Here is a 23,376-nt window from a genome sequence, read left to right as displayed (position 1 = left end):
TCAAAGATTAATTAAGTAATTATTAGTCTTTGATAAATCTCTTGGAGATATCTCCAATCTGAATAATGTAAGCTCCTTTGATAAGATTGCTCACATTGACAGAGCCTCTTTCGAGTTTTCCTGAATTGATTAGTTTTCCACCCATATCGAAGATTTTATAATCTTCTGAAGTCGTATTTGAAATATTTAATGTATTTCTTGCAGGATTTGGATATAATTTAATGCCGGTCATGACATCTTTTGTATCTAAAATATCTCCTTTTCCTGAAGAAACGATATTTAAAGTATAATCTTCAACCTGTCCGTAAGTAAATGTACCACAAGAAGTTGTAGGAGTAGTGCTATATCTCATGATTACTCTCATTCTTGTGTTTCCTAACGTTGCTGCCGAAGGAATTGTAATAGATCCCGTCGCTGGAGAAGTGGTAGAACCGGCTTTTGACCATGCTAATTCTCCGCTGTCTGTAAAGTCGCCATCTTGGTTATAATCAATGTAAACTGCATAAGCTTCGCTGTAAACACTTGATGTCCAAACCGGAGTTACAGAAATGGTATAAGCGCTTCCTGTTGTCACGTTAGTAGAAACAGAAGTGAAGTTTTCGTAACCGGCAGTTCCCGTTGAAGTATTATTGATAGTTCCGAATTTTACATTTCCGATTCTTTCATCAGCTGTATTGGTAGAAGCTGCTGAACAATAAGAAACTGTACTTCCCGCAAGAGTGGTAACGCTCACCGTATTGCTTGAAGGCGAAATATTTCCGGCTGCATCTTTTGCTTTAACTGAGAAGCTGTAAATTGTTGATGGTGTTAAGCTTGTCACAGTATAAGTTGTAGAAGCTGTAGAACCGATCAATGAAGCTCCCTGATACACATCATATCCTGTAACGCCGACTGCATCTGTGGCACCGCTCCAGGAAAGATTTGTGCTTGTGGAAGTCGTTCCGGAAGCTGCAAGAGTAGGAGCGGTCGGAGCAATTACATCACCACTTCCTGAACCTGCATTTACTGTAATATTTGCATTATTTACATCAAAGAAAATATGATTTGAACCTTTTACCATAATTCTTCCTGTCGTTGTAGAAACATTCGGAATTGTTACAGCCTGAGTTCCGTCGTTTGGAGTTCCTGCCAATAACGTAGACCAAGTATTTCCGCTGTCTGTAGACCAAAGAATATCTACGTTTGCTGCATTTACACCGTTGGCGGTAGTTCCTGCAACATTCCAGGTTACGGTTTGAGAAGTTCCTCCTGTATACGTTGTTGCCGAATTCTGTGAGCTCACGCTGAAAGGTCCTGCAGTTCCGTTTACAGTAATTACCGCATCGTCAGAATTGTTTCCTGAACCTCCGGCTCTGTTGTCACGAACGGTAAATCTGAAATTATAACTTCTCGCTACATTAGATAAAGCTTCAACAGTAATTTCTGATCCGGCAGTTGTTGTTGCTCCTGCTAAAACTGAAGCCATTCTTGGGAAATATCTTGTCGGAGTTGTCTGTGGGGTCCAGGATCTGAAGGTTGGCCCTGAAGCTTTTGTAGCACTTGCCGCAGAACTTGCGCCCGTCTGAGAAGAAGAAGCGTTGTCCATTTGCTCCCAAACATAGGTTAAAGAATCTCCGTTGGCGTCAGTTCCTGTTCCTGTTAACATAAATGGTGTTCCTTTTGGAATCGTATAATCCAAACCTGCGCTTGCTGTCGGAATTGAATTTCCTGTATTGGTGCTTACCGGACAGGTTTTAGCTTTAATATTATTGGTAATCTGCTGAATGCTGATCGCATGGAAAAAAGCATCTGAATGTGGCTGAATATCCTGAGCTGTAATTCCTGCATATCCCATGATTGTTGATCCTGAGCCAGGTTCCATATTGGCACCGGTTCCTTCATTACTCATTGAGAAAGTGTGATTTCCTCCGAATTGATGACCCATTTCGTGCGCTACATAATCAATATCAAAATTATCACCTGATGGAATTGCATCTGCCGGAGACGTGTAACCGCTTCCTTTTGAGCCGTTTGTACAAACGCAACCGATACAGCCCGCATTTCCGCCCCCTCCGGAAGCTCCGAATAAGTGACCGATGTCGTAATTGGCTTCACCGATTACTGATGTTAGGGTTGACTGCAACTGAGAATTCCAGTTGTTCATCTGAGCAGCAGGTGAATATGGATCAGAAGAAGCACTTGTGTAAATTACCGCATCATTATTGGCGATAAGAACCATTCTGGCAGAAAAATCCTTCTCGAAAACTCCGTTTACACGGGTCATTGTGTTGTTCATTGCTGCCAAAGCGTTGGCCTTTGTTCCGCCAAAATAAGCGGTGTATTCTCCTGTACTTGAAAGCGCCAGTCTGAATGTTCTTAATTTTGCATCATCCGCATTTGGTCTTGCTGTGAGATTGCTTGTATTGGCCACTCCTTTTTGGGCAACATCAATTACGGTACATTCAAATTTATCGAGATTGTCTTTTTTATCTGACTTTTTGTAAACCACATAAGCAGATAAATCTTTTGTGTAAGGCTCAATGAAAACGGCAGATTTATCACCATAAATTTCCATTGAAGATAATCCCAGCGGAGAAAGGCTAAAATAAACCGTAGAATTGGGATCATCAAGACCTTCACCAACGTAAGATTTGATATCCGGATATTTTGCCGCCAACTGAGGATCAAAGTTTGAATTTTCTTTTACTTTGAAATTTTCCATTTTTCCTTCCGAATTGGGAAAAGAAATAATGATCTCTGATTTTTCTCCTGCAGCCAGCCTTTTGGGAGCTTTTGCAAGAGCATTTTTCAACCCATTAATATCAAGACTGTAAATCTTAGGATTATTAATGCTGTTTTTGTTTTCAAAAATCTCTGATGATGTTTTTTTAGAACTTTCAGACCAAAGACGATCGGTCTGCGCGAAAGAAATGCCCGTGATAAGAAGCATCCCAATCATGGATAATTGTTTTTTCATATAAAATATTCTTAGGTTATGGAATATCAAAGCTAATAAAAATTTTATAACGAAAAAGAAAATTTTTTAAGATTTTTTTTGATAATTCATTCAAAATATTATGTAATACATTAAATATAATGAATTTTATATTGTCTTCTGAAAAGAAAATAGCACCCGCAAAACACGAGTGCTATTCACTTATTAATGATATAATTCTAATTTCTTATAACTTATCGTCGGCAGTCGGCCCGTACATTCCGGGAACTTTATTTCCTGTCGATCGTAAATAAACAACCAATTCACCTCTGTGATGGTATAAATGATTAAATAAAAAGCCTCGGATAACCTGAATTTTCGGGGTAGGAGGGAAAAGCGTATTGCCGTTCATTTCCATTTTCCAATCGTTAAAGTAGGTATTTTCGTCAGAATTTTCTATTGCCTGCTTAGCTTTAGCAACATTCTCTTCAAATTTAGCAACAATATTTTCAGCTTTAGAAACATCACCTTTATCGTATTGATAGGCTCCCATATCAAAAACATCCAGATTGAAAGTAGATTCGTACCAATTATAGACTTCTGAGATGTGCGAAGCCAATTGAGCTGTCGTCCAGTTTTTTTCAGACGGTTTCCAGTCTAATGCGCTGTCAGGAATTGCCTGCAAAATTTTTCTTGTGCTTTCTGCCTCATGCAAAAACTCACCTAAAAGGGCTTTTTTAATCATTTGTTTGTATGTTTTAAAATAAATTATTTTGTAATATCTCTGCCGATCACCAATCTCTGGATCTCAGAAGTACCTTCTCCGATCGTACAAAGCTTAGAATCTCTGTAGAATTTTTCAGCAGGGAAATCTTTTGTATAACCGTAACCTCCGAAAATCTGTACGGCATTATTTGCAATTCTTACACAAGCTTCAGAAGCGTATAGTTTTGCCATAGCCCCTTCTCTTGTCATTTTTTGCTTAGAATTTTTCAGTGTTGAAGCTCTTTGAATCAACAATTCAGCGGCATCGATTTCTGTAGCCATATCTGCCAGCATAAAATTGATAGCCTGAAATTCAGAAATTGGTTTTCCGAATTGCTGTCTTTCTTTAGCATATTTTAAAGCAGCTTTGTAAGCGCCTCTTGCTGTTCCTAAACTTAAAGCAGCGATCGAAATTCTGCCTCCGTCCAGAATTTTCATAGCTTGTTTGAAACCTTCTCCAACTTCGCCTAAACGATTCGCATCAGAAACACGTACGTTGTCGAAAATTAATTCCGCAGTTTCAGAAGCTCTCATCCCTAATTTATTTTCTTTTTTACCGGAAGAAAAACCAGTCATTCCTTTTTCTAGTACAAAAGCGGTAGAATTATTTTTAGCACCGATTTCTCCGGTTCTTGTCATTACTACAGCAATATCTCCTGAAATTGCGTGCGTAATGAAGTTTTTAGCACCATTAATAACCCACTCATCACCGTCTTTTACAGCTGTTGTAGACATTCCTCCTGAATCTGAACCGGTATTATGCTCAGTCAATCCCCAGGCTCCGATTACTTTTCCGGAAGCCAGCTGAGGAAGCCATTTGTTTCTCTGCTCTTCGTTTCCGAATTCGTAGATATGGTTGGTACAAAGTGAATTATGTGCCGCTACAGAAAGCCCGATAGAAGGATCTACCTGAGAGATCTCGTCAAGAATTGTAACATATTCATGATAACCTAACCCAGAACCTCCGTACTGTTCAGGAATAACAATACCCATGAACCCCATTTCGCCCAGCTGATGAAATAAATCCTTCGGAAATGTCTGGCTTTCGTCCCATTCCATAATATTAGGTCTGATATTTTTTTCTGCAAATTCTCTCGCAGTCTCGGCTATCATTTTAATGTTGTCAATTGTTTCTGTATTCATAAAAGATAAAATAGTTAATTCCCAAAGATAACCAAATTGACCGAATGCCCAAGAAAATTATTGTGACCCAAACGTTTTATTCGCAAAACTTTAATATTCAATTTTTTATATTCTAAAAATTAATTATTTTGTAATAAATATTTCAGAACTTTGAGCACATTTATTTACTACTTTAGCCACCCAATTTTAAAAGAATGAGAAAAATTTTACTTCCGATAATTATAATTTCATCATCTATTTCTGCCCAGATTCCGGCTGGATATTATGATGGAACGGCTGGATTAACGGGCTATGCCTTAAAATCGAAACTTCATGATATTATTTCTGCGAAAAATATCAACTGGAATTATGGTGATCTTACCAATTATTATAACCAGACAGATTTAGATACATATTATGATCATGATGCAAGTAACACAACTTTATTATTAGATATTTATTCTGAAATCCCGACCGGTCCGGATGCTTACGAATATACGACCGCCAATATCATTGGAAGTGCAGGATCAGAAGGACTTGGTTGGAATAGAGAACATATGATGCCTCAAAGTACTTTTTACAGTAATTATCCGATGTATTCAGACTTATTTTATATTGTCCCGACGGATGCGAGAATTAATCAGCTGAGAAGCAATTATCCTTATGGAATTGCCGGCGCAACGACTTTTTACACTTTCACGAATACTTCAAGAATTGGAAATTCTGCGATTCCGAATTCTGTTTATACAGGACGTGTTTACGAACCTATTAATGAATTTAAAGGGGATGTTGCGAGAAGCTTGCTGTATTTTGCAGTAAGATATGAAGGGAAATTAGGAACTTTTAATTTTAATAATAATGCGAATCCTGCTTCTGACACCAATCCTCTGGACGGAACCGAAGAAAGATCTTTTGATCCCGCTTATCTTACAATGCTTCTTCAGTGGAACGCACAGGATCCTGTTTCTCAAAGGGAAATTGACAGAAATAATTCCGTTTATACTATACAGAAAAACAGAAATCCTTTCATCGATAATCCGGCCTGGGTGAATACGATTTGGGGACAAATCCCGGATTCTGTTGCGCCACAGGCACCGGCAAATTTAGCGGTAACTCAAAACAGCGCTTATTTTGCTACACTGAGCTGGGCTCCGAGTACAGATACAGACGTTATCGGATATAAAATTTATCAAAACGGAACTTTAGTTGCTTCTACAAAAGGGACTTCAATCAGCATTGACCATCTTACGCCTTCTACAGCTTATAATTATACCATTAAAGCTTATGACAGCGGATATTTGCTCTCACCGGACAGTAATATTGCTTCTACAACAACTTTAGCGACTGATATTTATGCGAAAGATCTTTTTGTTTCAAAATATCTGGAGGGAACTTCAAATAATAAAGGATTAGAAATCACCAATAAGACAGGGCATCCCGTGAATTTGAGCGATTATAGATTGTCAATTCAATTCCCGAGCGGAAGCAATTATTATTTTCCTGATCCTTATGAATTGGAAGGAACTGTTCAGAATAATGAAGCTTTTGTAGTTTTAAATCCTAATGCTAATTTTTCCTGCTTTACGATCAATCAGGCAAAGTTAGTTACGGCGGCTCCGCAAATGACTTTTTCGGGAAGTCAATATCTTGAATTAAGATATAAATCATCTACTGTTGATGCGATCGGGGTTTCAAACACCAATAATTCTTCTGTTTTAGGAAATATTTCTTTATACAGAAAAACAAATATTAATCAGCCAACGACTACATTCAATATTTCTGAATGGGATTCTTACGCCAGTGATTATTGTCAAAATTTAGGAACACTTTCCGCTTCTGATGTGATTTTGGCGGAAAAAGATTTTAAAATTTATCCAAATCCGGTTAATGAAAACATTTTTGTAAGCGGAAAAACGGAAGATATAAAATCAGCTCAGATTTTAGACTTTTCAGGAAAAGTAATTTATACTGAAAAAAATCCATTTAAGAATAAGAAAAATATTTCAGTACAAAACTTGTCGACTGGTTCTTATTTACTGAAGCTTGATGAAAAAGTCTATCAGTTTCTTAAAAAATAGGATTGTGGTTCATATAATAATAAGATGCTGAGCGGAGTCGAAGCATCTCTTTTTTAAATTTTAACTAATATTTTCATAACAAACGCTCTAATTTGTGAAAATTCATACAATAATCAGTGTCGTTTGTGTTTAATAAACATCATAAAACCTTATTATTACGGCATCATTGATATAAGCAGATTCACTAATAATCAATATCTATAAGTGTTTCTGCTTATATCTTTTATTTATAAGTAATTATGCTTATATTTGCAAAATGATAGCGGTCATTACCGGAGATATTATAAATTCACAACACGCGGAAACAGAAGTTTGGATCACCAAGCTTAAAAATCTTCTCGAAAATTGGGGAAGCGCACCCTTAACATGGGAAATCTACAGAGGCGATGAATTTCAGTTTAAATGTAATATCGATGACGTATTCTGGCGTTTTCTAGCCATAAAATCACTTATAAAAAGTCAGGAAAATTTAGATGTAAGAATTGCCATTGGTATTGGTGAGGAAAATTTTTCATCTGAAAAAATCACAGAATCCAACGGAACAGCCTATGTATATTCCGGAAGATTACTGAATGATTTAAAAAGTGACGGCCATACCGTTTCTATCAAAACCTCAAACGATTCGGTCGACAGAGATTTGAACATCCTTTTGAAATGGTCTTCCAAAGATTTTGACAACTGGACGATGGCAACTTCCGAGATTATTCACGAAATGATCATGAATAAAGAGATTACGCAGGAAGATTTAGCTAAAAAATTCACAATTTCACAATCATCAATAAGTCAGCGACTTAAACGGGCAAACTACGAGCTTATCGTGGAAACCAATCAATATTTTAAAAAGAAAATTTCAGAACTGTAAGCATGATTTTTACTCAACTCATATTGGCACATTTACTTGGAGACTTTATTCTCCAGCCAAATTCTTGGGTTGCAGAGAAAGAAAGCAAAAAATTAAAGAGCAAGTATTTGTATCTTCACGTTCTGATTCACACGGTTTTAAGTTTTATTTTCCTTTGGGATCTTCAGCTTTGGTGGATGGCGGTTTTGGTAGGAATTTCACATTTTATTATTGATGCGTGCAAGTTGACTTTTCAAACGGTTAAGAACAAAAAAAACTGGTTTTTTATTGATCAGGCTCTTCATATTTCAGTAATTGCGGGATTTTCTTTTTATTGTAATGAATTTAATTTTGAGTTTTTAAAAGATCAGAATACCTTAAAAATCATAATGGCAGCATTGTTTTTAACGACACCTGCTTCGATTTTTATCAAAATATTATTGTCTTCGTGGACACCCGTTCCGGAGATGCAGAGCAATATACAAACCGAGTCTTTATCAAGTGCCGGAAAATATATTGGGATTTTAGAACGTTTACTGGTTTTCACCTTTATTTTGGTAAATCACTGGGAAGGCGTAGGATTTATGGTGGCTGCAAAATCTGTTTTCAGATTCAGCGATCTTGCACAGGCAAAACAAAGAAAACTGACAGAATATGTATTGATCGGTACACTTCTGAGCTTTGGAATGGCTGTTTTAACAGGAATTTTAATTAAGTAAATAATATAAATCTAATAAGACATTTAGAAAATGGAAATCGAAGATTCGCGAATTCCTTAACAAAAAAAAGTAAAAATTATGAGTCAAAAGAAAGAAATGTTGTACGAAGGTAAGGCAAAACAAGTATTTGCAACTGATAATCCTGATGAGGTAGTGGTACGTTTCAAAGACGATGCTACAGCATTTAATGCTCAGAAAAGAGGATCTGTTGATTTGAAAGGTGAAATGAACAACGCCATTACAACTCTTATTTTTGAATATTTAAATGAAAAAGGGATTAAGACTCATTTCATTAAACAATTGAACGAAAGAGAGCAATTGGTAAGAAAAGTATCCATCATTCCTTTGGAAATGGTTGTAAGAAATTATTCCGCAGGAAGCATGGCGCAAAGATTAGGCGTTGAAGAAGGAATTAAATCTCCGGTTACCATCTTCGATATCTGCTATAAAAAAGACGAGTTGGGAGATCCGTTGATCAACGATCACCACGCTGTTTTCTTGGGTGCTGCAACCTATGAAGAGCTTGATGAAATGTACGAGCTAACTTCTGATATCAACGAAATCTTAATTGATCTTTTTGATAAAATGAACATTATTTTAGTTGATTTCAAAATTGAATTAGGTAAAACTTCAGATGGTGAAATCATCCTGGCAGACGAAATTTCTCCTGACACTTGCAGACTTTGGGACAAGGATACAATGAAGAAATTAGATAAAGACAGATTCAGAAGAGACTTAGGAGAAGTTACTGAAGCGTATGTTGAGATTTACAATAGATTGAAAAATTTACTTGGTAAGTAAATTTTTAGAAGTTAGAAGTTAGATATTAGAGGTTAGATGAAATCGCACCGCATAGAAGATCTTATAGTTTGGAAAAAATCAATGGCTTTGGTAAAAGAAGTTTATTTGGCCACTGCAGAATTACCAAGTGAAGAAAAATTTGGTTTATTGTCTCAAATTAGAAGATGTGCTATTTCAATACCTTCAAATATTGCAGAAGGAGCAGGAAGAAATAATAAGAATGAATTTTATCAATTCTTGGTATTGCGTTTGGATCAACTTATGAATTGCAAACTCAATTACAATTATTAATTGATTTAAATTTTATTTCTGAAACTAAAATAGTTCCTTTAAAATCACTTTTAGCTGAGATACAGAAAATGATTTATTCATTAAAGACAAGTTTAAAATTATAATTGAAGTTAACTTAGACTAATTTCTAACATCTAATATCTAACTTCTAATTTAGAAAAAATAGAAATGAAAAGTTTAGACATTCATAAAAGTGAATATTTAAAACAATTTGAAAACCAGACCTACGGAAGAAATCTTTTCAGAACGCAGGAAGAAGAAAGGCTTGATGCTCCGAATGAGGAGTGCGGTATCTTCGGAATGTATTCAGACAATGATTTGGATACGTTTTCTCTTTCACAGTTCGGGCTTTTTGCGCTACAGCACAGAGGTCAGGAAGCTTGTGGTATTTCTGTTCTTAAAGACGGAAAAATCACCAATATGAAAGATGAAGGGTTGGTTTTGGATGTTTATAAAGAGATCCAGGATCCTGAAGCTTTTATGGGAAATTCTGCAATCGGGCACACCCGTTACACGACTGCAGGAGACAAAAAGAAATATAATTTTCAGCCATTTTTCGCGAAAAACGAATACGACCAGATTATACTTTCTATTGCTCACAATGGGAATTTGACCAATGCGAGAGAACTGAAAAATGAATTGGAAGCTGAAGGCGTAGTTTTCAGGGCGACTTCCGATTCTGAGGTTATTTTAAGATTAATCCAAAAAAATCTTGACCTGGGACTTCGTGGCGCTATTAAAGCAACAATGGAGAAAATCGAAGGTGCCTATTCTGTTGTCGGAATGACAAGAAATAAATTTTTTGCTTTCAGAGATTTTAACGGGATCAGGCCTTTGGTTTTGGGAGCAATCGATGAAAAATCTTACGTTGTAGCTTCTGAATCTGTGGCTTTAGATGCTGTGGGTGCTCAATACGTAAGAGATATTTTACCGGGAGAAATCATTTATACCAATGAAAACGAACCCGGAAAACTTCATTCTTATATGATGAATGAGGAAAAAGGAAAACAAAGAATCTGTTCCTTTGAATATATTTATTTTGCAAGACCCGATTCCACATTAGAAAACATCAACGTTTACGAAATCAGAGAAAAATCAGGAGAAAAAATCTGGGAGCAGGCTCCTGTAGATGCCGATGTTGTGATTGGAGTTCCGGATTCGGGAGTTCCGGCTGCAATTGGTTTTTCTAAGGCTTCAGGAATACCTTTCCGACCGGTTTTGATTAAAAACAGATATATCGGAAGAAGTTTCATCGTGCCGACTCAGGAAATGAGAGAAAGGGTAGTGAACCTTAAATTAAACCCTATTATCTCTGAGATCAAAGGCAAAAGAGTCGTAATTATCGACGATTCTATCGTACGTGGAACGACGTCTAAAAGATTGGTAAAGATATTAAAAGATGCAGGTGTTAAGGAAATTCACTTCAGAAGTGTCTCTCCACCTATTATTGCGCCTTGCTATCTGGGAATCGATACCCCTTCAAAAGACGATTTGATCTCTGCAAATATGACGACTGAAGAGCTTAGAAATTATTTAGGAGTTGATTCTTTAGAATTTTTAAGTACAGATAATTTAAAAGAGATTTTAGGATCTTCAAACCATTGCTTCGGATGCTTCACAGAGCAATATCCCGTAGAAAAAGGGGAAGAAGTGGAATTATTTAATTAATTTTAAATATCACATAAAAACAAAAGGTCAGGCTTACAAAGTCTGACCTTTTTTAGTAAGGTTAAAATTGGGTAGTTATATTAAAACTTATAGTTTAATCCCAGTTGGAAAACTCTGTTGGTCGTTTTATCTTTATCCTGCTCAGGAACACCGGAATTATTGGCAACATGCGTTAAGCTGTTTACATATCTCGCATTGATTCCTAAATTAGGTGTAAAATAATATCCTAAACCAAGTCCTAATCCGATATTGAATTTCTTTACATCATTTTTGTCTATACTTTCAGAAAATGACTCATTTTTAATGGTTGTATTATTCCCCACAGTTGTTGTCGTTTTTGATTCGCCTTTTGTTTTCCCATTTAGGAAATAGCTGAATTCAGGGCCGGCCTCAATATAAAAATTATCGGCAGGCTTCATTTGAACCATCAGCGGTACAGAGATATAATTAAGATAAGCCTGGTTTTCTTTTTCCATTTTTACTGTTGTATTTCCTGATGTCATCTCAGAAACCGAAGCCACGCTTCTTGCTCCCAGCTGGTTATATAAAACCTCGGGCTGAACTGCAAATTTTTGAGAAAGCGGAATATTAACAAAAGCACCTGCATTGAATCCTATTTTCTGATTTTTGACACTTAATTGCTGGCCGTCAAAAGAAGCTGCATTTACACCACCTTTGATACCAAATCTTACCGATTCTTTTGATAAATGTACGGGATTAGCAGAAACTGCAGTTTCCTGAGCAAATACTAATGAGCCAGTGACTATTGCCAGTCCTAGAAATAACTTGTTCATAATTTTGTTTTTTTAATTTTACTATTAAACTTCTGTCTCATTTTTCAATCAGACTTGGTGTATTTTGCAAAATGCTTGCCAAACAGTAAATATTATACGTTTAACCTTGTATAAAATAGACATTGACGGGAAAATCTCACTTAATAATAATCTTAAAATTCAGCTATTTATAGTAAAATTTTTCAATGCCTGAGTGTTGTTATTTTAATTCATTCATCAATAATTAAATATTGCTTATTTCCATTAATTTTAATAATAGTATATTTTTACATGAAAAAAGCCAGATAAAAATATCTGACTTTTCATTGAATTAAATTTGTTATCTGAAAACTGTCTAATTAAAATTTGTAAGCGACTCCTACCTGAAACACATTATTTTTAACTGAATCAGATCCTACAGGCTTTGTTTTTTGAATATCTGTAAGTCCGGCAACATATCTTACCGTAACTCCAATGTTTTGAGTAAAATAATAACCTGCACCCAGACCTAGTCCTAAGTTGAAAGATTTTACATCTGCTTTACCTTCTGCAAGAACGTTATTAGCCGTTTCATCTTTAATCTTAACTTTCGATCCCACTAAAAAACCGAATTCCGGGCCTGCTTCCAAATAAAGATTAGGAAGTGCATTATACTGTAGCATAACCGGTACTGCAATATAATTTAAGTTATTAGCGTAAGAAAATTTATGTCCTAATATTTTTTTATCATACTTGCTGCCGTATTGAGAAAACAAAACTTCAGGCTGAACGCTAAAAGAGGTTGCAACAGGAATGTTGGCAAATGCTCCGACATTGAAGCCTACTTTTGAACTCTGACTGTCAGATGTGTTATCTTTAGAAACCGAAGCTACATTTAATCCGGCTTTCACACCATAGGTAATTGATTTTGAAGTTGCTTTCTGTGCAAATGTGAATGAGCCAGCTACCAATGCTACTCCTAAAATTAAATTTTTCATAATTGTTTTACTTTTTAAGTCAATTTTTAAGTTTGACTCAAAAGGATTTTCAAATTATATGCCAAAAGCCCAAATATGATACTTATCATTAAATAAAAAGATTTATTTTTAATAATATTATCAATAAAAACACCTTTTAATTGTTAATTTAAAAATACAAAACATGTTATTTTAAGAAAAAAATCAATCAAAAACTTTAAAATCAGTTATTTTAATTATTAAAACAAAAAAAGCCGGATTAAAAACCCGACTTTCTTATATTAAATAAAATTTGTTAACTGAATGTTATAGTCCGCTTAGAATTTAAATGCTAAACCAACCTGGAAATTGTTATTTCTAACAGCATCTCCGTTATTATTTTTATAAATATCAGTAGCTCCTGCAACATATCTTGCTGTTAAGCCAATATTATCCGTGAAATAATAACCTGCTCCAATTCCGATTCCAAAATTAAATGTATTGAAATCATCTTTATCTAAGCTATAAGATTCAGCTCCGGTTGTATTCCCGTTTTTAGTACTTTTATACTTATCTCTCGCATCAATCATAAAACTGAATTCGGGACCTGCTTCAAGATAAAAATTAGGCACCAAGTTATATTGGAACATCAAAGGAACCGAAATATAATCCAAATGTCTCGCATATTCTGCCGTGTAATTTGTACCTCCAGGAGTCGTTACATCTGTAAGCGTAACTTTTGACCCAAGATTGTTATACAAAACCTCTGGCTGTACGCTAAATGAGCTTCCTACAGGAATATTCGCAAATACACCTCCGTTGAAACCAATTTTAGATTTTGAATCATCAAGACCCGCATCATTTGATAGCGAAGAAACGTTCATTCCACCTTTAATACCGAATCTAACTGCACTAGAAGATGTTGTTGTCGTTGTCGTAGTTGTCTGAGCAAATGCTAATGAACCTGCAGTAACTGCCAATCCTAAAATTAACTTTTTCATAACTTTAATTTTAATATTTTACTATTCTTAATTTTAAATTTTACTATTCCGTCAAAACTTTTTACCGTTTGACGTGGAGTATCTTTCAAAATGTTTGCCAAAGTTTAATTTCTAATGAAAAATATAAACAAAACCATCTGCTTTTATAAATTGTTTTCTTTTTATTTAATTGTAAATCAATAGGATAAAACTAATTAAATGTTTGTTTAAATTTTTAAAAATTTTTCTTTTGCAGCTATTAAAAAGTTAGTTTTTGAGGATAAAAATGCTAATTCAGATTAAAATCGTTCAGTTTTCTGTAGAAATTTAAAGATTCTAAAATATTTTTACGGCTGCATTGATAATCAAAGGTACATTCGCCGATTCCTGAAAGCAGTGAAAAGTTGATTTTGCTGTCCGTATTCTTTTTATCATTAAATAATAGCCCGAAAATATCTTCATCATTAAAATCACTGATATCTAAATAAGGATAATATCTCTGAATATTTTCAATAATAGTTTGTGCGTCTTCCTGAGAAATCAATCCTTCAAGAACGGCAAGATGCGTTTCAGAGATCATTCCCATGGCAACCGCTTCTCCGTGAAGGATCGGATTTCCCTGTTCCAGGCAAAGGCTTTCAATTGCATGACCGATCGTATGACCGAAATTCAGGGTTTTTCTGATATTTTTTTCATGAAAATCTTTTTCCACAACATTTTGCTTAATATTCATTGAAGTCTTGATATGCGGGATTATTCCTTCTATATCCAGCTTCTGAATGGCAGTAAGGTTTTCCCAATGGCTTTTATCAGCAATTAAGCCATGTTTCAGCATTTCAGCAAAACCGCTTCTCAATTCTTTAAAAGGAAGGGTTTCCAAAAATTTAGGATACACAAAAATCTTTTCAGGTAAGGTGAAAGTTCCCACCATATTTTTATAATGCATTAAATCAATGCCTGTTTTTCCGCCAATTGACGCATCACACATCGATAAAAGCGTTGTCGGAATATTAATAAACTGAATCCCTCTTTTATAAGTAGAAGCCACAAAACCTCCCATATCCGTAATTACGCCGCCGCCGAGATTGATAATTAATGCTTTTCTGTCCGCCTGCATTTCAGTTAAAATTTCCCAAAGCTGATTGGCAGTCTGAATATTTTTCATTTCTTCACCCGCTTCAATTTCCAGGATCTCAAAACTGAGATCGGTTTCCAGATTTCCTAAAAGGATCGGAAGACAATATTCGTGGGTATTTTCATCAACCAAAATAAAGATTTTACTGAAAGTTTTTCCGTGTAAAAAGTCGTTTAACTGAGAAAAATTATCGTCTACTATTGTTGTCATTTCCAGAATTTCTATAAGATTAATCGTAAAAGTATATTGCAAAGTTATGTTCTTATTTTTAACTCGTAACTAAATTAACTATCTTTGCATAAATATTTAGCATGAGCAGAGACAATAATTCAGGAAAACCAAAAAAACCAAGAAGTTCAACAAGAAATAATCCTGTTAATTCTCGCGCGTCAAAACCTGGAGGTTCTTCGGGATCAAAACCTTTTAAAAAACCATTTCCAAAGGCTGGAGAGAGAAATTCTGATTCTAGAAAAAGTACTGATACAAGTTATCAAGCCCGAATGGATAAGAAATTTGGGAAAACTGATCAAGAGCCATTTATTACTAATCCAGGTGAAGAAAAAAAGCCATTCGTAAAATCTGCTCCGAAAAGAGGCGGAAGTAGACCAAATAGCTTCGATACCAGAGATAAGTATGAAAGAGGCAGTTTAAAATACGGAAGAAGACAGGGAAGTGGAGATGATAGAAATCAAGATGGTGCAAAATCTTTCGTGCAAAAAAGAAGACTGAATAAAATAGAAAAAGATATTCATAAAGATACGATCCGTTTAAATAAATACATTGCCAATTCAGGAATTTGCAGCAGGAGAGAAGCTGATGAGCTGATCACGCAAGGGTTGGTAGAAGTAAACGGAAAAGTCGTTACCGAAATGGGCTATCAGGTTCAGAAAATCGACAAAGTAGTTTTTGACGGACAGAATATTACTCCTGAAAAACCGGTTTATGTACTATTAAACAAGCCAAAAGGTTATATTTCTACTACGAAAGACGATAAAGCAAGAAAAACAGTAATGGATTTGGTAGCAAATGCATCTCCTTACCGTGTTTTTCCTGTCGGTAGGCTGGACCGTTCCACAACAGGTGTAATTCTTTTAACAAATGACGGTCATATGACGAAAAAATTAACGCATCCGTCATTTGAAGCGAAAAAGATTTATCATGTAACATTAGATAAAAAATTAACGCATGAAGACATGAAGCTGATTGTTGAAGGTATTCGTTTAGATGAAGGGGTGGCAAAAGTTGATCAGATTTCATTCATCGAAGGAAAACCTAAAAATGAGGTCGGAATCGAGATCCACATTGGCTGGAACCGCGTTATCAGAAGAATTTTCCAAAGATTAGGTTATGAAGTGGAAGCATTAGACAGAGTAATGTTTGCCGGATTAACAAAGAAAAATATCAAAAGAGGCCACTGGAGAATCCTTACGGATCTTGAAGTGAATAACTTAAAAATGCTTTAATACGGGTTGCGAGATGCGTGTTCGGGGATTTTAAACATAAAAAAGACGTAGAATAATTTTCAACGTCTTTTTTGTTTTTTAATACAAATTAAAGAAAAATCTCTTATATAAATTTTCAATTAGAAATTATCCTAAAACCGTCACCCCTTTTTGTATCATTTCATAAATCGCATCTCTTCCGTTATCCGGTTTTACATTCACGGCGCGGGTCCCGTTGAAGTGCAGACATGTGATATATCCGTTGGCAACGGCATCTGTACAGGTGAATTTCACGCAATAATCTAAGGCTAAACCTACGATCTCAACCAACTGAATATCATGGTATTTTAAGAAATCATCAAGACCAGTTTTCATAAAATGATTATTGTCCTGAAAGCCGCTGTAGCTGTCGATCTCCGTATTTTTTCCTTTTTGAATAATGTGAGTTACCTTTTCTCTGTTCAGATCCTTATGGAATTCTGCTCCGAAAGTATCCTGAATACAGTGATCAGGCCACATAAACTGCGGAACACCATTTAAAATAATGCTTTCTCCTACCTTTTTGCCATTGTTGCTGGCGAAACTTTTATGATTTGCAGGATGCCAGTCCTGTGTTAAAACTATTTGATCATATTCATTTTCTTCCATCAGAAGATTGATGTACGGAATCACTTCATTTGCTCCGGGAACTGCCAATGCACCGCCTTCACAAAAATCATTCTGCACATCTACGATTATTAACGCTTTTTTCATATTAAGAATTATCGAATTTTTGATAAATTTACAAAAACTAATACTCAAAAATTTGTCCAAAATAAAAATATCGGACAAAACGGCAATCTGTAATTCATTTCACAAGATAAAACCAAATATCAATAGCTTATCTTTGCAGCAAATTAAGTATTTTTATGTCATTTGAGTCTTTAGGATTATCACACAATATTATTCGTTCTGTCAAAAAATTAGGTTATCTAAAACCGTTTCCAATTCAGGAGCAGGCAATTCCCGTTATTTTACAAGGAAAAGACCTGATGGGAATTGCACAGACAGGTTCCGGAAAAACAGCCTGTTTTGTAATGCCAATTTTAGAAAAATTACAGCATGCTGAAGTCAAAAAAGACCGGAATGTTCAGGTTTTAATATTGGTTCCTACCCGCGAACTGGCCATTCAGATTGATGAAGTTTTCAGAGCTTTCACAGAAAATCTGAAACGTGAGATCCGTACGATGGCTGTTTATGGCGGCGTTTCTATCAATCCACAGATGAAAGGGATGTTCGGGGTAGAAGTTCTTATTGCAACTCCCGGCCGTTTATTGGATTTGATTGATCATAATGCCTTAAGTATTTCAGGAATCCAACATTTGGTGATTGATGAAGCCGATAAAATGTTTCAGTTAGGCTTTGGTGATGAAATGAATAAGCTTTTCGCTATGATGCCTGTAGCGAAACAAATAACTCTGTTTTCTGCCACATTAAATGATAAAGTTTCTGAAATGAAGGAACGTTTGTCAATTAATCCTGTGATGATCGAGATTAAAAAAGAAGAAGTTGAAATTGATAATATCGAACAACTGGCTTATCACGTTTCCCCGGAAAATAAAGGTCCGTTTCTGCGTTATTTAATTAAAGAAAAGAAGGTTGAAAAAGCGTTGATATTTGTTTCGTCAACAAGATCTGCAGATAATTTAGTCGAAAAGCTGAAAAAGAATAAAATAAAAGCCGTGGCCATTCACAGTCAGAAATCACAAGGCGCCCGTAAAAATAATCTGGAAGAATTTAAAGTAAACGGTGCTCAGATTTTGGTTGCTACAGATTTAATTGGCCGTGGTATTCACATTGAATCCTTGCCTTGTGTCATCAATTATGAGTTGCCGCGTTCGCCTTTAGACTACATTCACAGGATTGGCCGAACGGGGCGTGCCGGCGAAAAAGGAACTGCCATTAATATTCTTACGGATGACGAGCTGCAACATTTCAGAGTGATCCAAAAGAAAATGGGGAAGAAGGTGACCTTACAAAGAACGGGAGATATTGATTTACACGGATATTAGCATATTAATTTAAATATAAAGCTTCAATTTTAATAGATTTGGAGCTTTTTATTTTTTAACCACAAAAGTCATAAAAGATTAATATCAGAGCATTTAAGAAATTTTAAAATTTTGAAAATAATTAAGATCACAAAAAGAAAATCAAAGATTTCAAAAACTTATTTATTAATCTTTTATGACTTTTGTGGTTAAATTTTTAATTAGTTTAAATAGACTTATTCAAAATTCTCGGATTTTTGATAAATTTACAGAAACTTATACTCAACATTGTTCAGATAAAATATCGGACAAAACGGCATTTATGAAAGAATTTACGATTGTTCGCGGCCTATTTGATAACAGAAAAAGACAACTGATTATCGATGATAATTTTATAAAATTTGACCATAACGACCATCGGAAAAATTCTTTTATCACGATCAATAAAGAAAATATTGCAGGCATCCGGTATGGAATTCACTTTATTAAAGGATACAAATTTTATATTGGAAGAGAATATCAGATTTTTATCAGAAATAAAGACAATACGGAAACAAAAATTTACTTTAAACTGTTTTATAAAAGAAAATTAAGTGAAAAACATCAATTATTTGTTGATATTATTAATCATCTTTGGGAAAAATATTTTAATGAAATTTTAAATTCTTATATTCAAAAATTAAAAAATAAGGAATCTTTTGAGCTTGCCGGCATCACAATTTTAAACGATAGAATTCAATTTAATAAAAAAGAAATATTGTTTGATGATTTAGCCATTAAAAAATATCATCACTATTTCATGATCTACTCAAAACAAGACAATTACAACAATAAACTGCTTTATCACCTGAAAGATAAAGATGCCATAATTTTACAGAACTTATTAACCAATAGTATACAATGAATGATTTAGATAAAAAAAGATTTCCTATAGGAGAATTTGAAGCTCCTGAAAATATTTGTGATACAAAATTAGATGAAAACATTAAAATCATTAAAGATTTTCCGGGCAAGCTTAAAAATTTAATTGAACATTTTACAGATGAACAGCTCGATACACCTTACAGAGATGGCGGCTGGACGGTAAGACAGGTTGTCAATCATCTTGCTGACAGTCATATCAATAGCTTCATTCGTTTCAAATTAGCTTTAACTGAAGAAAATCCTACCATAAAACCTTACAACGAAGCAAAATGGGCCGAGCTTCAGGACAGCATCAATATGCCCGTAAAACCTGCCATGAGAATGCTCAAAGGAACGCACCAAAGATGGGTTGCCTTACTTAAAAGCCTTACCAATAAACAGCTTGAGCGAACTTTTCATCATCCTGAAAAAGAAAAAGATCACGATCTTAGATATTATATTGCATCTTATGCGTGGCATTGTAATCATCATTTTGCACATATTGATAATTTAAAGACGGAAAAGGGTTGGTAAGGAAAAGTTTACATAATTTAGTTTGTTTTAATGAAATAATTGACAGAATTTTTCAGCTCACAGAAGATTCTCAAAAGAAATGGGGAAAAATGAATGTTTCCCAAATGCTTTGTCATTGTAATCTCATTTTACAGGTTCCTTTGCAAAAGATTGATCTTCCGAAGATTAATATTTTTTTTGAGACAATAGGCTGGGCTACAAAAATAGAAATGCAGTTTTTTAACAACGGAATTCCCAAAAACATGCCTACTTTTAAAAAACTAATCGTTAATTTTGAATGTGATTTTAACGATTCCCGGAGTCAGCTTTTGAAAACTTTGGATGAATACCGTCTCGCGTATGAAAATCATCATTTACCCCAAAAACATTCGCTTTTCGGGAATATGACCGAGAAGGACTGGGGATTTTTAGAATACAAACATCTTAATCATCATTTAAAACAATTTAATGTATGAGTTTTTTTGATAAAATATTTGGCGGAAAAGAAGAAAATCCGGAACAGAAATCGTTCTGGAAAAAGATAGAATCTGAAGAAGATCTGGCAAAAGCCCTCGAGAAATCTTACATTAATAACATTGCAATTTTCAAGCATTCAACAAGTTGCTTCATCAGCAAAACAGTATTGAGAAACTTTGAAAGAGAAATAGAAAATATAGATCAAAAAGTGGAGTTATATTACTTAGATTTGTTGGTATATAGATCTCTCTCGAATAAAATTGCAGAAGATTTAGGGGTTCGTCATGAAAGCCCGCAATTAATTGTAATAGAAAATGGGAAAGCCATCGACAATGCTTCTCATCAGAATATATCCGTAAGTCAAATAACACAATGAAGAATATAAACAATTATTTAGCAAAAGTTTTAAATGTTCCTCTTGAAAAGGTAAATATGTGTAGTTTACACTATGAAGTAAAAAAAATTCCGAAAAATCAATTTATTTTACAATATGGTGAGATCTGCAGAAATATTTATTTTGTAGAAAAAGGACTTTTAAAAATGTACTCCATTGATAAAAACGGGAAAGAGCATATTATTCAATTTGCCCCGGAAAGCTGGTTGATATCAGACCGTAGCAGTCTTTATTTTAATGAAAAATCAAATTATTATATTGAAGCGGTTGAAGATTCTGAAATTCTTTTACTACATCCCGATTTTATCAGTAAATTAATTGGTGAATTTCCCAATAGCCTTGAAAAAAGCGATATTTTAATCCAAAAGCATATCAAAAGCCTTCAGGACAGAATCAATTCTCTGTTGGCAGAAACAGCAGAAGAAAGGTATATGAAATTTATCAAAATGTATCCTGATTTGCTTCTCAGAGTTCCACAATGGATGATTGCGTCTTATTTAGGCATCACCCCGGAAAGCTTGAGCCGTGTAAGAAAAGAATTGGCAAGAAAAAATTTCGTTACAGAATAATAAAAATTTTAATATTTAAATCTAAAAATTCGTTAATAATATTGCTTATGATTCAAATCATAAATCATTTGTGATTTATATGTCTACTTTTGAAATTATAATTTGATAATTGGCTAAAGCCTTATATTATTAGTAATTTCACACAAAACCCACATATCACAAAATAAATTATTATGAAAACGATCTTATCATTAAGCCTTGTCGCAGGCTTCTTAGTTTTAAGTTGCAAAAAAGAAACGGAAAACAAAACGTATAACAGCGCAGACAGCTTGTCAACTGCTGATACAACGACAACAGTGTCTCCGCCGTCTTCTACCGCCGATACAATGGCGACAGATACAGCGAGACAAACTGAAAATTCTAAAATTAATGCTGCCAACAGTACTCCGCAAAAAGATACTGTTACAACAAAAAAATAAATTTCCGGTTTAAACATTTGTTTTCAAATTATTGAAAATGAGATTGGTATCCTTAACAATGTTATGGATACCAATTCTTTTATATAATGTTCTAAAAGTAATACATACCACACAAACGTATTATCAATCAATGTATTACAATTCAATTTAACATTTTTTTAACATTTTAAATCACATTTGCGGTTCATTTTTTGTAATGCTATATATAGTTTTGGAAAAATTTATAAAGTTGTACAAATTTTTGACTCACATTTAATATTAAAAAATTAATTATTATGGTAATTAGTGAAGAAATTTTGTATTCTATGGGAGCAAATGTCAGACAGTATGATCCCGCAGAAATTATTTTCAACGAAGGTGATTCGCCATGTTTTTACTATCAGATCATTACAGGGGAGGTAAAGCTCAACAATTATAATGAAGATGGTAAAGAAATCATTCAAAATCTTCTTAAAGACGGGCAGAGCATTGGGGAATCTTTACTATTTATGGATAAGCCATATCCGATTAATGCAGTTACTACAACTTCTTGCAACATAATCAGACTTCCAAAAAATATATTTATGGATTTGCTGAAGCAAAATCCCGATGTATGTTTTGATATGAATACTCATCTCTCACAAAACCTTTATTATAAACTACTTATGGGGCAAACACTGTCTTCTCAAAATCCCGCCGTAAAGCTTAAAACCTTGATGGATTATCTTAAAAGCTTTCACAATGAAGATAAGCCCTTTTCCTTTAAAATTCCACTGACACGGCAACAAATGGCAAGCCTCACCGGTCTTTGTGTGGAAACCGTTATCAGAGCGCTCAAAAAAATGGAAAGAGATAATATGGTACAAATTGAAAACAGAAAAATTTTATATTAACCCTGAAAATTTAAATCTAAACACCAAATAAACTATGAAAACTATTAGCTGCATGAAAATTGATGAAAAAATTTTAACATCTTTTGGTGCTGAGATTAAAAATTATAAGCCAAAGGAATTTATTTTCCAGGAAGGTGATATGGCTTTATTTTATTATCAAACCATTAGCGGAACGGTTAAAATAAATCATTATAATGAAGACGGAAAAGAATTTATTCACAATATTTTGGGTGAAAATCAAAGCTTTGGTGATTCCCCATTATTTCTTGACAAAGAATATCCGATGAATGCCGTTGCATTAGCACCATCCGTGATCTATAAATTACCGAAAGGCCGCTTTTTTCAAATCCTTGAAGAATATCCTGAAACCTCAATAGAACTTAATAACTGCTTTTCTCATCGATTACATTATCAGATGCTTATGATGCAAAATATGGCATCACAAAATCCTATAAGAAGAATAAAAGGATTAATGGATTATCTGAAAAGTTTTCATGAGAAGATTGATCCTTTTTCATTTCACATACAATTAACAAGGCAGCAAATTGCTGATCTTACGGGTCTTCGCGTAGAAACGATTATCAGAACCTTGAAAAAAATGGAAAAAGAAAATGCATTAAAAATTGAAAATAAGCAAATATTATATTAAATGTATGATCCAGATCATAAACAAAGAGGGTCTAAATAAGGTATATTTGGTATAGAAATTACTTTTACTGCCAAAAAAGCAGATCC

The 23,376-nt window shown here is 34.4% G+C and carries 23 protein-coding genes and 1 pseudogene; 16 read left to right on the top strand and 8 right to left on the bottom strand.

Translation table 11 applies throughout. The features are described 5' to 3' along the window. Nucleotides 1-22: 22 nt before the first annotated feature. The 3 genes from BLT04_RS17575 to BLT04_RS17565 all read right to left on the bottom strand — a co-directional run bounded on the left by BLT04_RS17575 (nucleotide 23) and on the right by BLT04_RS17565 (nucleotide 4,822). Complete coding sequence (locus BLT04_RS17575) at nucleotides 23-2,956, bottom strand: reprolysin-like metallopeptidase (RefSeq protein WP_089757092.1); 2,934 nt, start codon at nucleotides 2,954-2,956, stop codon at nucleotides 23-25. A 205-nt stretch (nucleotides 2,957-3,161) separates the two neighbouring features. Next, on the bottom strand, nucleotides 3,162-3,659 hold the full coding sequence (locus BLT04_RS17570) for a DinB family protein (protein ID WP_089757091.1): 498 nt from the start codon (nucleotides 3,657-3,659) through the stop codon (nucleotides 3,162-3,164). A 23-nt stretch (nucleotides 3,660-3,682) separates the two neighbouring features. Beyond that, nucleotides 3,683-4,822 (bottom strand): acyl-CoA dehydrogenase family protein, encoded by a 1,140-nt coding sequence (locus tag BLT04_RS17565; RefSeq protein ID WP_089757090.1) that lies wholly within the window; start codon nucleotides 4,820-4,822, stop codon nucleotides 3,683-3,685. A gap of 194 nt (nucleotides 4,823-5,016) precedes the next feature. On the opposite strand from BLT04_RS17565, the gene BLT04_RS17560 reads away from it, so the two are divergent. From BLT04_RS17560 to purF, 6 genes and pseudogenes are all read left to right on the top strand, one after another. After that, nucleotides 5,017-6,879: an endonuclease gene (locus BLT04_RS17560; protein ID WP_089757089.1), complete on the top strand. Its 1,863-nt coding sequence runs from the start codon at nucleotides 5,017-5,019 to the stop codon at nucleotides 6,877-6,879. Nucleotides 6,880-7,135: 256 nt separating this feature from the next. Continuing rightward, nucleotides 7,136-7,741, top strand: coding sequence for a SatD family protein (locus BLT04_RS17555; protein ID WP_089757088.1), 606 nt, complete (start codon nucleotides 7,136-7,138; stop codon nucleotides 7,739-7,741). A 2-nt stretch (nucleotides 7,742-7,743) separates the two neighbouring features. After that, nucleotides 7,744-8,439 (top strand): DUF3307 domain-containing protein, encoded by a 696-nt coding sequence (locus tag BLT04_RS17550; RefSeq protein WP_089757087.1) that lies wholly within the window; start codon nucleotides 7,744-7,746, stop codon nucleotides 8,437-8,439. Between the two features lie 78 nt (nucleotides 8,440-8,517). After that, the gene (purC, locus tag BLT04_RS17545) at nucleotides 8,518-9,240 is read left to right on the top strand and encodes a phosphoribosylaminoimidazolesuccinocarboxamide synthase (protein ID WP_089757086.1); all 723 of its coding nucleotides are present in this window, start codon (nucleotides 8,518-8,520) and stop codon (nucleotides 9,238-9,240) included. A 36-nt stretch (nucleotides 9,241-9,276) separates the two neighbouring features. Further along, nucleotides 9,277-9,635, top strand: a pseudogene (locus BLT04_RS17540) (four helix bundle protein). 64 nt (nucleotides 9,636-9,699) lie between these two features. Then, nucleotides 9,700-11,199, top strand: coding sequence for an amidophosphoribosyltransferase (purF, locus tag BLT04_RS17535; RefSeq protein ID WP_089757085.1), 1,500 nt, complete (start codon nucleotides 9,700-9,702; stop codon nucleotides 11,197-11,199). Nucleotides 11,200-11,279: 80 nt separating this feature from the next. Here purF and BLT04_RS17530 read toward each other — a convergent pair whose 3' ends face one another. The 4 genes from BLT04_RS17530 to aroB form a co-directional block, all read right to left on the bottom strand. Beyond that, nucleotides 11,280-11,993, bottom strand: coding sequence for a porin family protein (locus BLT04_RS17530; protein ID WP_089757084.1), 714 nt, complete (start codon nucleotides 11,991-11,993; stop codon nucleotides 11,280-11,282). 338 nt (nucleotides 11,994-12,331) lie between these two features. After that, nucleotides 12,332-12,949: a porin family protein gene (locus BLT04_RS17525; protein WP_089757083.1), complete on the bottom strand. Its 618-nt coding sequence runs from the start codon at nucleotides 12,947-12,949 to the stop codon at nucleotides 12,332-12,334. Between the two features lie 296 nt (nucleotides 12,950-13,245). Continuing rightward, entirely contained in the window at nucleotides 13,246-13,908 is a 663-nt protein-coding gene (locus BLT04_RS17520) for a porin family protein (RefSeq protein ID WP_089757082.1), read from the bottom strand. 268 nt (nucleotides 13,909-14,176) lie between these two features. Beyond that, nucleotides 14,177-15,232, bottom strand: a complete 1,056-nt coding sequence (aroB, locus tag BLT04_RS17515) for a 3-dehydroquinate synthase (protein WP_089757081.1) — start codon at nucleotides 15,230-15,232, stop codon at nucleotides 14,177-14,179. 101 nt (nucleotides 15,233-15,333) lie between these two features. Here aroB and BLT04_RS17510 point away from each other — a divergent pair, with 101 nt between their 5' ends. After that, nucleotides 15,334-16,485 (top strand): pseudouridine synthase, encoded by a 1,152-nt coding sequence (locus BLT04_RS17510; RefSeq protein ID WP_228421994.1) that lies wholly within the window; start codon nucleotides 15,334-15,336, stop codon nucleotides 16,483-16,485. Nucleotides 16,486-16,611: 126 nt separating this feature from the next. Here BLT04_RS17510 and pncA read toward each other — a convergent pair whose 3' ends face one another. Further along, entirely contained in the window at nucleotides 16,612-17,217 is a 606-nt protein-coding gene (gene pncA, locus BLT04_RS17505; protein ID WP_089757080.1) for a bifunctional nicotinamidase/pyrazinamidase, read from the bottom strand. Between the two features lie 155 nt (nucleotides 17,218-17,372). Between pncA and BLT04_RS17500 the strand changes: the two genes are divergently transcribed. The 9 genes from BLT04_RS17500 to BLT04_RS17460 all read left to right on the top strand — a co-directional run bounded on the left by BLT04_RS17500 (nucleotide 17,373) and on the right by BLT04_RS17460 (nucleotide 23,290). Beyond that, entirely contained in the window at nucleotides 17,373-18,515 is a 1,143-nt protein-coding gene (locus tag BLT04_RS17500) for a DEAD/DEAH box helicase (protein WP_089757079.1), read from the top strand. Nucleotides 18,516-18,816: 301 nt separating this feature from the next. Beyond that, nucleotides 18,817-19,398, top strand: a complete 582-nt coding sequence (locus tag BLT04_RS17495; RefSeq protein ID WP_139166278.1) for a hypothetical protein — start codon at nucleotides 18,817-18,819, stop codon at nucleotides 19,396-19,398. Beyond that, on the top strand, nucleotides 19,395-19,931 hold the full coding sequence (locus BLT04_RS17490; RefSeq protein WP_089757077.1) for a YfiT family bacillithiol transferase: 537 nt from the start codon (nucleotides 19,395-19,397) through the stop codon (nucleotides 19,929-19,931). Before BLT04_RS17495 ends, BLT04_RS17490 begins: the two co-directional genes overlap by 4 nt. Next, nucleotides 19,925-20,386, top strand: a complete 462-nt coding sequence (locus BLT04_RS17485) for a DUF1569 domain-containing protein (protein WP_228421993.1) — start codon at nucleotides 19,925-19,927, stop codon at nucleotides 20,384-20,386. The genes BLT04_RS17490 and BLT04_RS17485 overlap by 7 nt, the downstream gene beginning before the upstream one ends. Continuing rightward, on the top strand, nucleotides 20,383-20,763 hold the full coding sequence (gene ytxJ, locus BLT04_RS17480) for a bacillithiol system redox-active protein YtxJ (protein ID WP_089757076.1): 381 nt from the start codon (nucleotides 20,383-20,385) through the stop codon (nucleotides 20,761-20,763). Before BLT04_RS17485 ends, ytxJ begins: the two co-directional genes overlap by 4 nt. Then, nucleotides 20,760-21,350, top strand: a complete 591-nt coding sequence (locus tag BLT04_RS17475) for a Crp/Fnr family transcriptional regulator (RefSeq protein WP_089757075.1) — start codon at nucleotides 20,760-20,762, stop codon at nucleotides 21,348-21,350. Before ytxJ ends, BLT04_RS17475 begins: the two co-directional genes overlap by 4 nt. Nucleotides 21,351-21,523: 173 nt before the next feature. Beyond that, complete coding sequence (locus BLT04_RS17470; RefSeq protein ID WP_089757074.1) at nucleotides 21,524-21,769, top strand: hypothetical protein; 246 nt, start codon at nucleotides 21,524-21,526, stop codon at nucleotides 21,767-21,769. A gap of 275 nt (nucleotides 21,770-22,044) precedes the next feature. Then, nucleotides 22,045-22,641, top strand: coding sequence for a Crp/Fnr family transcriptional regulator (locus BLT04_RS17465; RefSeq protein ID WP_089757073.1), 597 nt, complete (start codon nucleotides 22,045-22,047; stop codon nucleotides 22,639-22,641). 34 nt (nucleotides 22,642-22,675) lie between these two features. After that, on the top strand, nucleotides 22,676-23,290 hold the full coding sequence (locus BLT04_RS17460; RefSeq protein ID WP_228421992.1) for a Crp/Fnr family transcriptional regulator: 615 nt from the start codon (nucleotides 22,676-22,678) through the stop codon (nucleotides 23,288-23,290). Nucleotides 23,291-23,376: the final 86 nt, after the last annotated feature.

Origin of the sequence: Chryseobacterium soldanellicola (assembly GCF_900100115.1) — a bacterium.
Classification (GTDB): domain Bacteria; phylum Bacteroidota; class Bacteroidia; order Flavobacteriales; family Weeksellaceae; genus Chryseobacterium; species Chryseobacterium soldanellicola.
The sequence above is the reverse complement of the archived record's forward strand: the minus strand, read 5'-3'. Positions and strand labels throughout refer to the sequence as shown.

Coding starts and splice junctions, on each gene's coding strand:
- BLT04_RS17550 (WP_089757087.1), top strand. CDS start 7,744: ATGATTTTTACTCAACTCATATTGGCACATTTACTTGGAGACTTTATT.
- purF (WP_089757085.1), top strand. CDS start 9,700: ATGAAAAGTTTAGACATTCATAAAAGTGAATATTTAAAACAATTTGAA.
- BLT04_RS17490 (WP_089757077.1), top strand. CDS start 19,395: ATGAATGATTTAGATAAAAAAAGATTTCCTATAGGAGAATTTGAAGCT.
- BLT04_RS17510 (WP_228421994.1), top strand. CDS start 15,334: ATGAGCAGAGACAATAATTCAGGAAAACCAAAAAAACCAAGAAGTTCA.
- pncA (WP_089757080.1), bottom strand. CDS start 17,217: ATGAAAAAAGCGTTAATAATCGTAGATGTGCAGAATGATTTTTGTGAA.
- BLT04_RS17555 (WP_089757088.1), top strand. CDS start 7,136: ATGATAGCGGTCATTACCGGAGATATTATAAATTCACAACACGCGGAA.
- BLT04_RS17500 (WP_089757079.1), top strand. CDS start 17,373: ATGTCATTTGAGTCTTTAGGATTATCACACAATATTATTCGTTCTGTC.
- BLT04_RS17475 (WP_089757075.1), top strand. CDS start 20,760: ATGAAGAATATAAACAATTATTTAGCAAAAGTTTTAAATGTTCCTCTT.
- BLT04_RS17560 (WP_089757089.1), top strand. CDS start 5,017: ATGAGAAAAATTTTACTTCCGATAATTATAATTTCATCATCTATTTCT.
- BLT04_RS17520 (WP_089757082.1), bottom strand. CDS start 13,908: ATGAAAAAGTTAATTTTAGGATTGGCAGTTACTGCAGGTTCATTAGCA.
- BLT04_RS17530 (WP_089757084.1), bottom strand. CDS start 11,993: ATGAACAAGTTATTTCTAGGACTGGCAATAGTCACTGGCTCATTAGTA.
- BLT04_RS17470 (WP_089757074.1), top strand. CDS start 21,524: ATGAAAACGATCTTATCATTAAGCCTTGTCGCAGGCTTCTTAGTTTTA.
- BLT04_RS17565 (WP_089757090.1), bottom strand. CDS start 4,822: ATGAATACAGAAACAATTGACAACATTAAAATGATAGCCGAGACTGCG.
- BLT04_RS17575 (WP_089757092.1), bottom strand. CDS start 2,956: ATGAAAAAACAATTATCCATGATTGGGATGCTTCTTATCACGGGCATT.
- purC (WP_089757086.1), top strand. CDS start 8,518: ATGAGTCAAAAGAAAGAAATGTTGTACGAAGGTAAGGCAAAACAAGTA.
- ytxJ (WP_089757076.1), top strand. CDS start 20,383: ATGAGTTTTTTTGATAAAATATTTGGCGGAAAAGAAGAAAATCCGGAA.
- BLT04_RS17525 (WP_089757083.1), bottom strand. CDS start 12,949: ATGAAAAATTTAATTTTAGGAGTAGCATTGGTAGCTGGCTCATTCACA.
- BLT04_RS17495 (WP_139166278.1), top strand. CDS start 18,817: ATGAAAGAATTTACGATTGTTCGCGGCCTATTTGATAACAGAAAAAGA.
- BLT04_RS17460 (WP_228421992.1), top strand. CDS start 22,676: ATGAAAACTATTAGCTGCATGAAAATTGATGAAAAAATTTTAACATCT.
- aroB (WP_089757081.1), bottom strand. CDS start 15,232: ATGACAACAATAGTAGACGATAATTTTTCTCAGTTAAACGACTTTTTA.
- BLT04_RS17465 (WP_089757073.1), top strand. CDS start 22,045: ATGGTAATTAGTGAAGAAATTTTGTATTCTATGGGAGCAAATGTCAGA.
- BLT04_RS17570 (WP_089757091.1), bottom strand. CDS start 3,659: ATGATTAAAAAAGCCCTTTTAGGTGAGTTTTTGCATGAGGCAGAAAGC.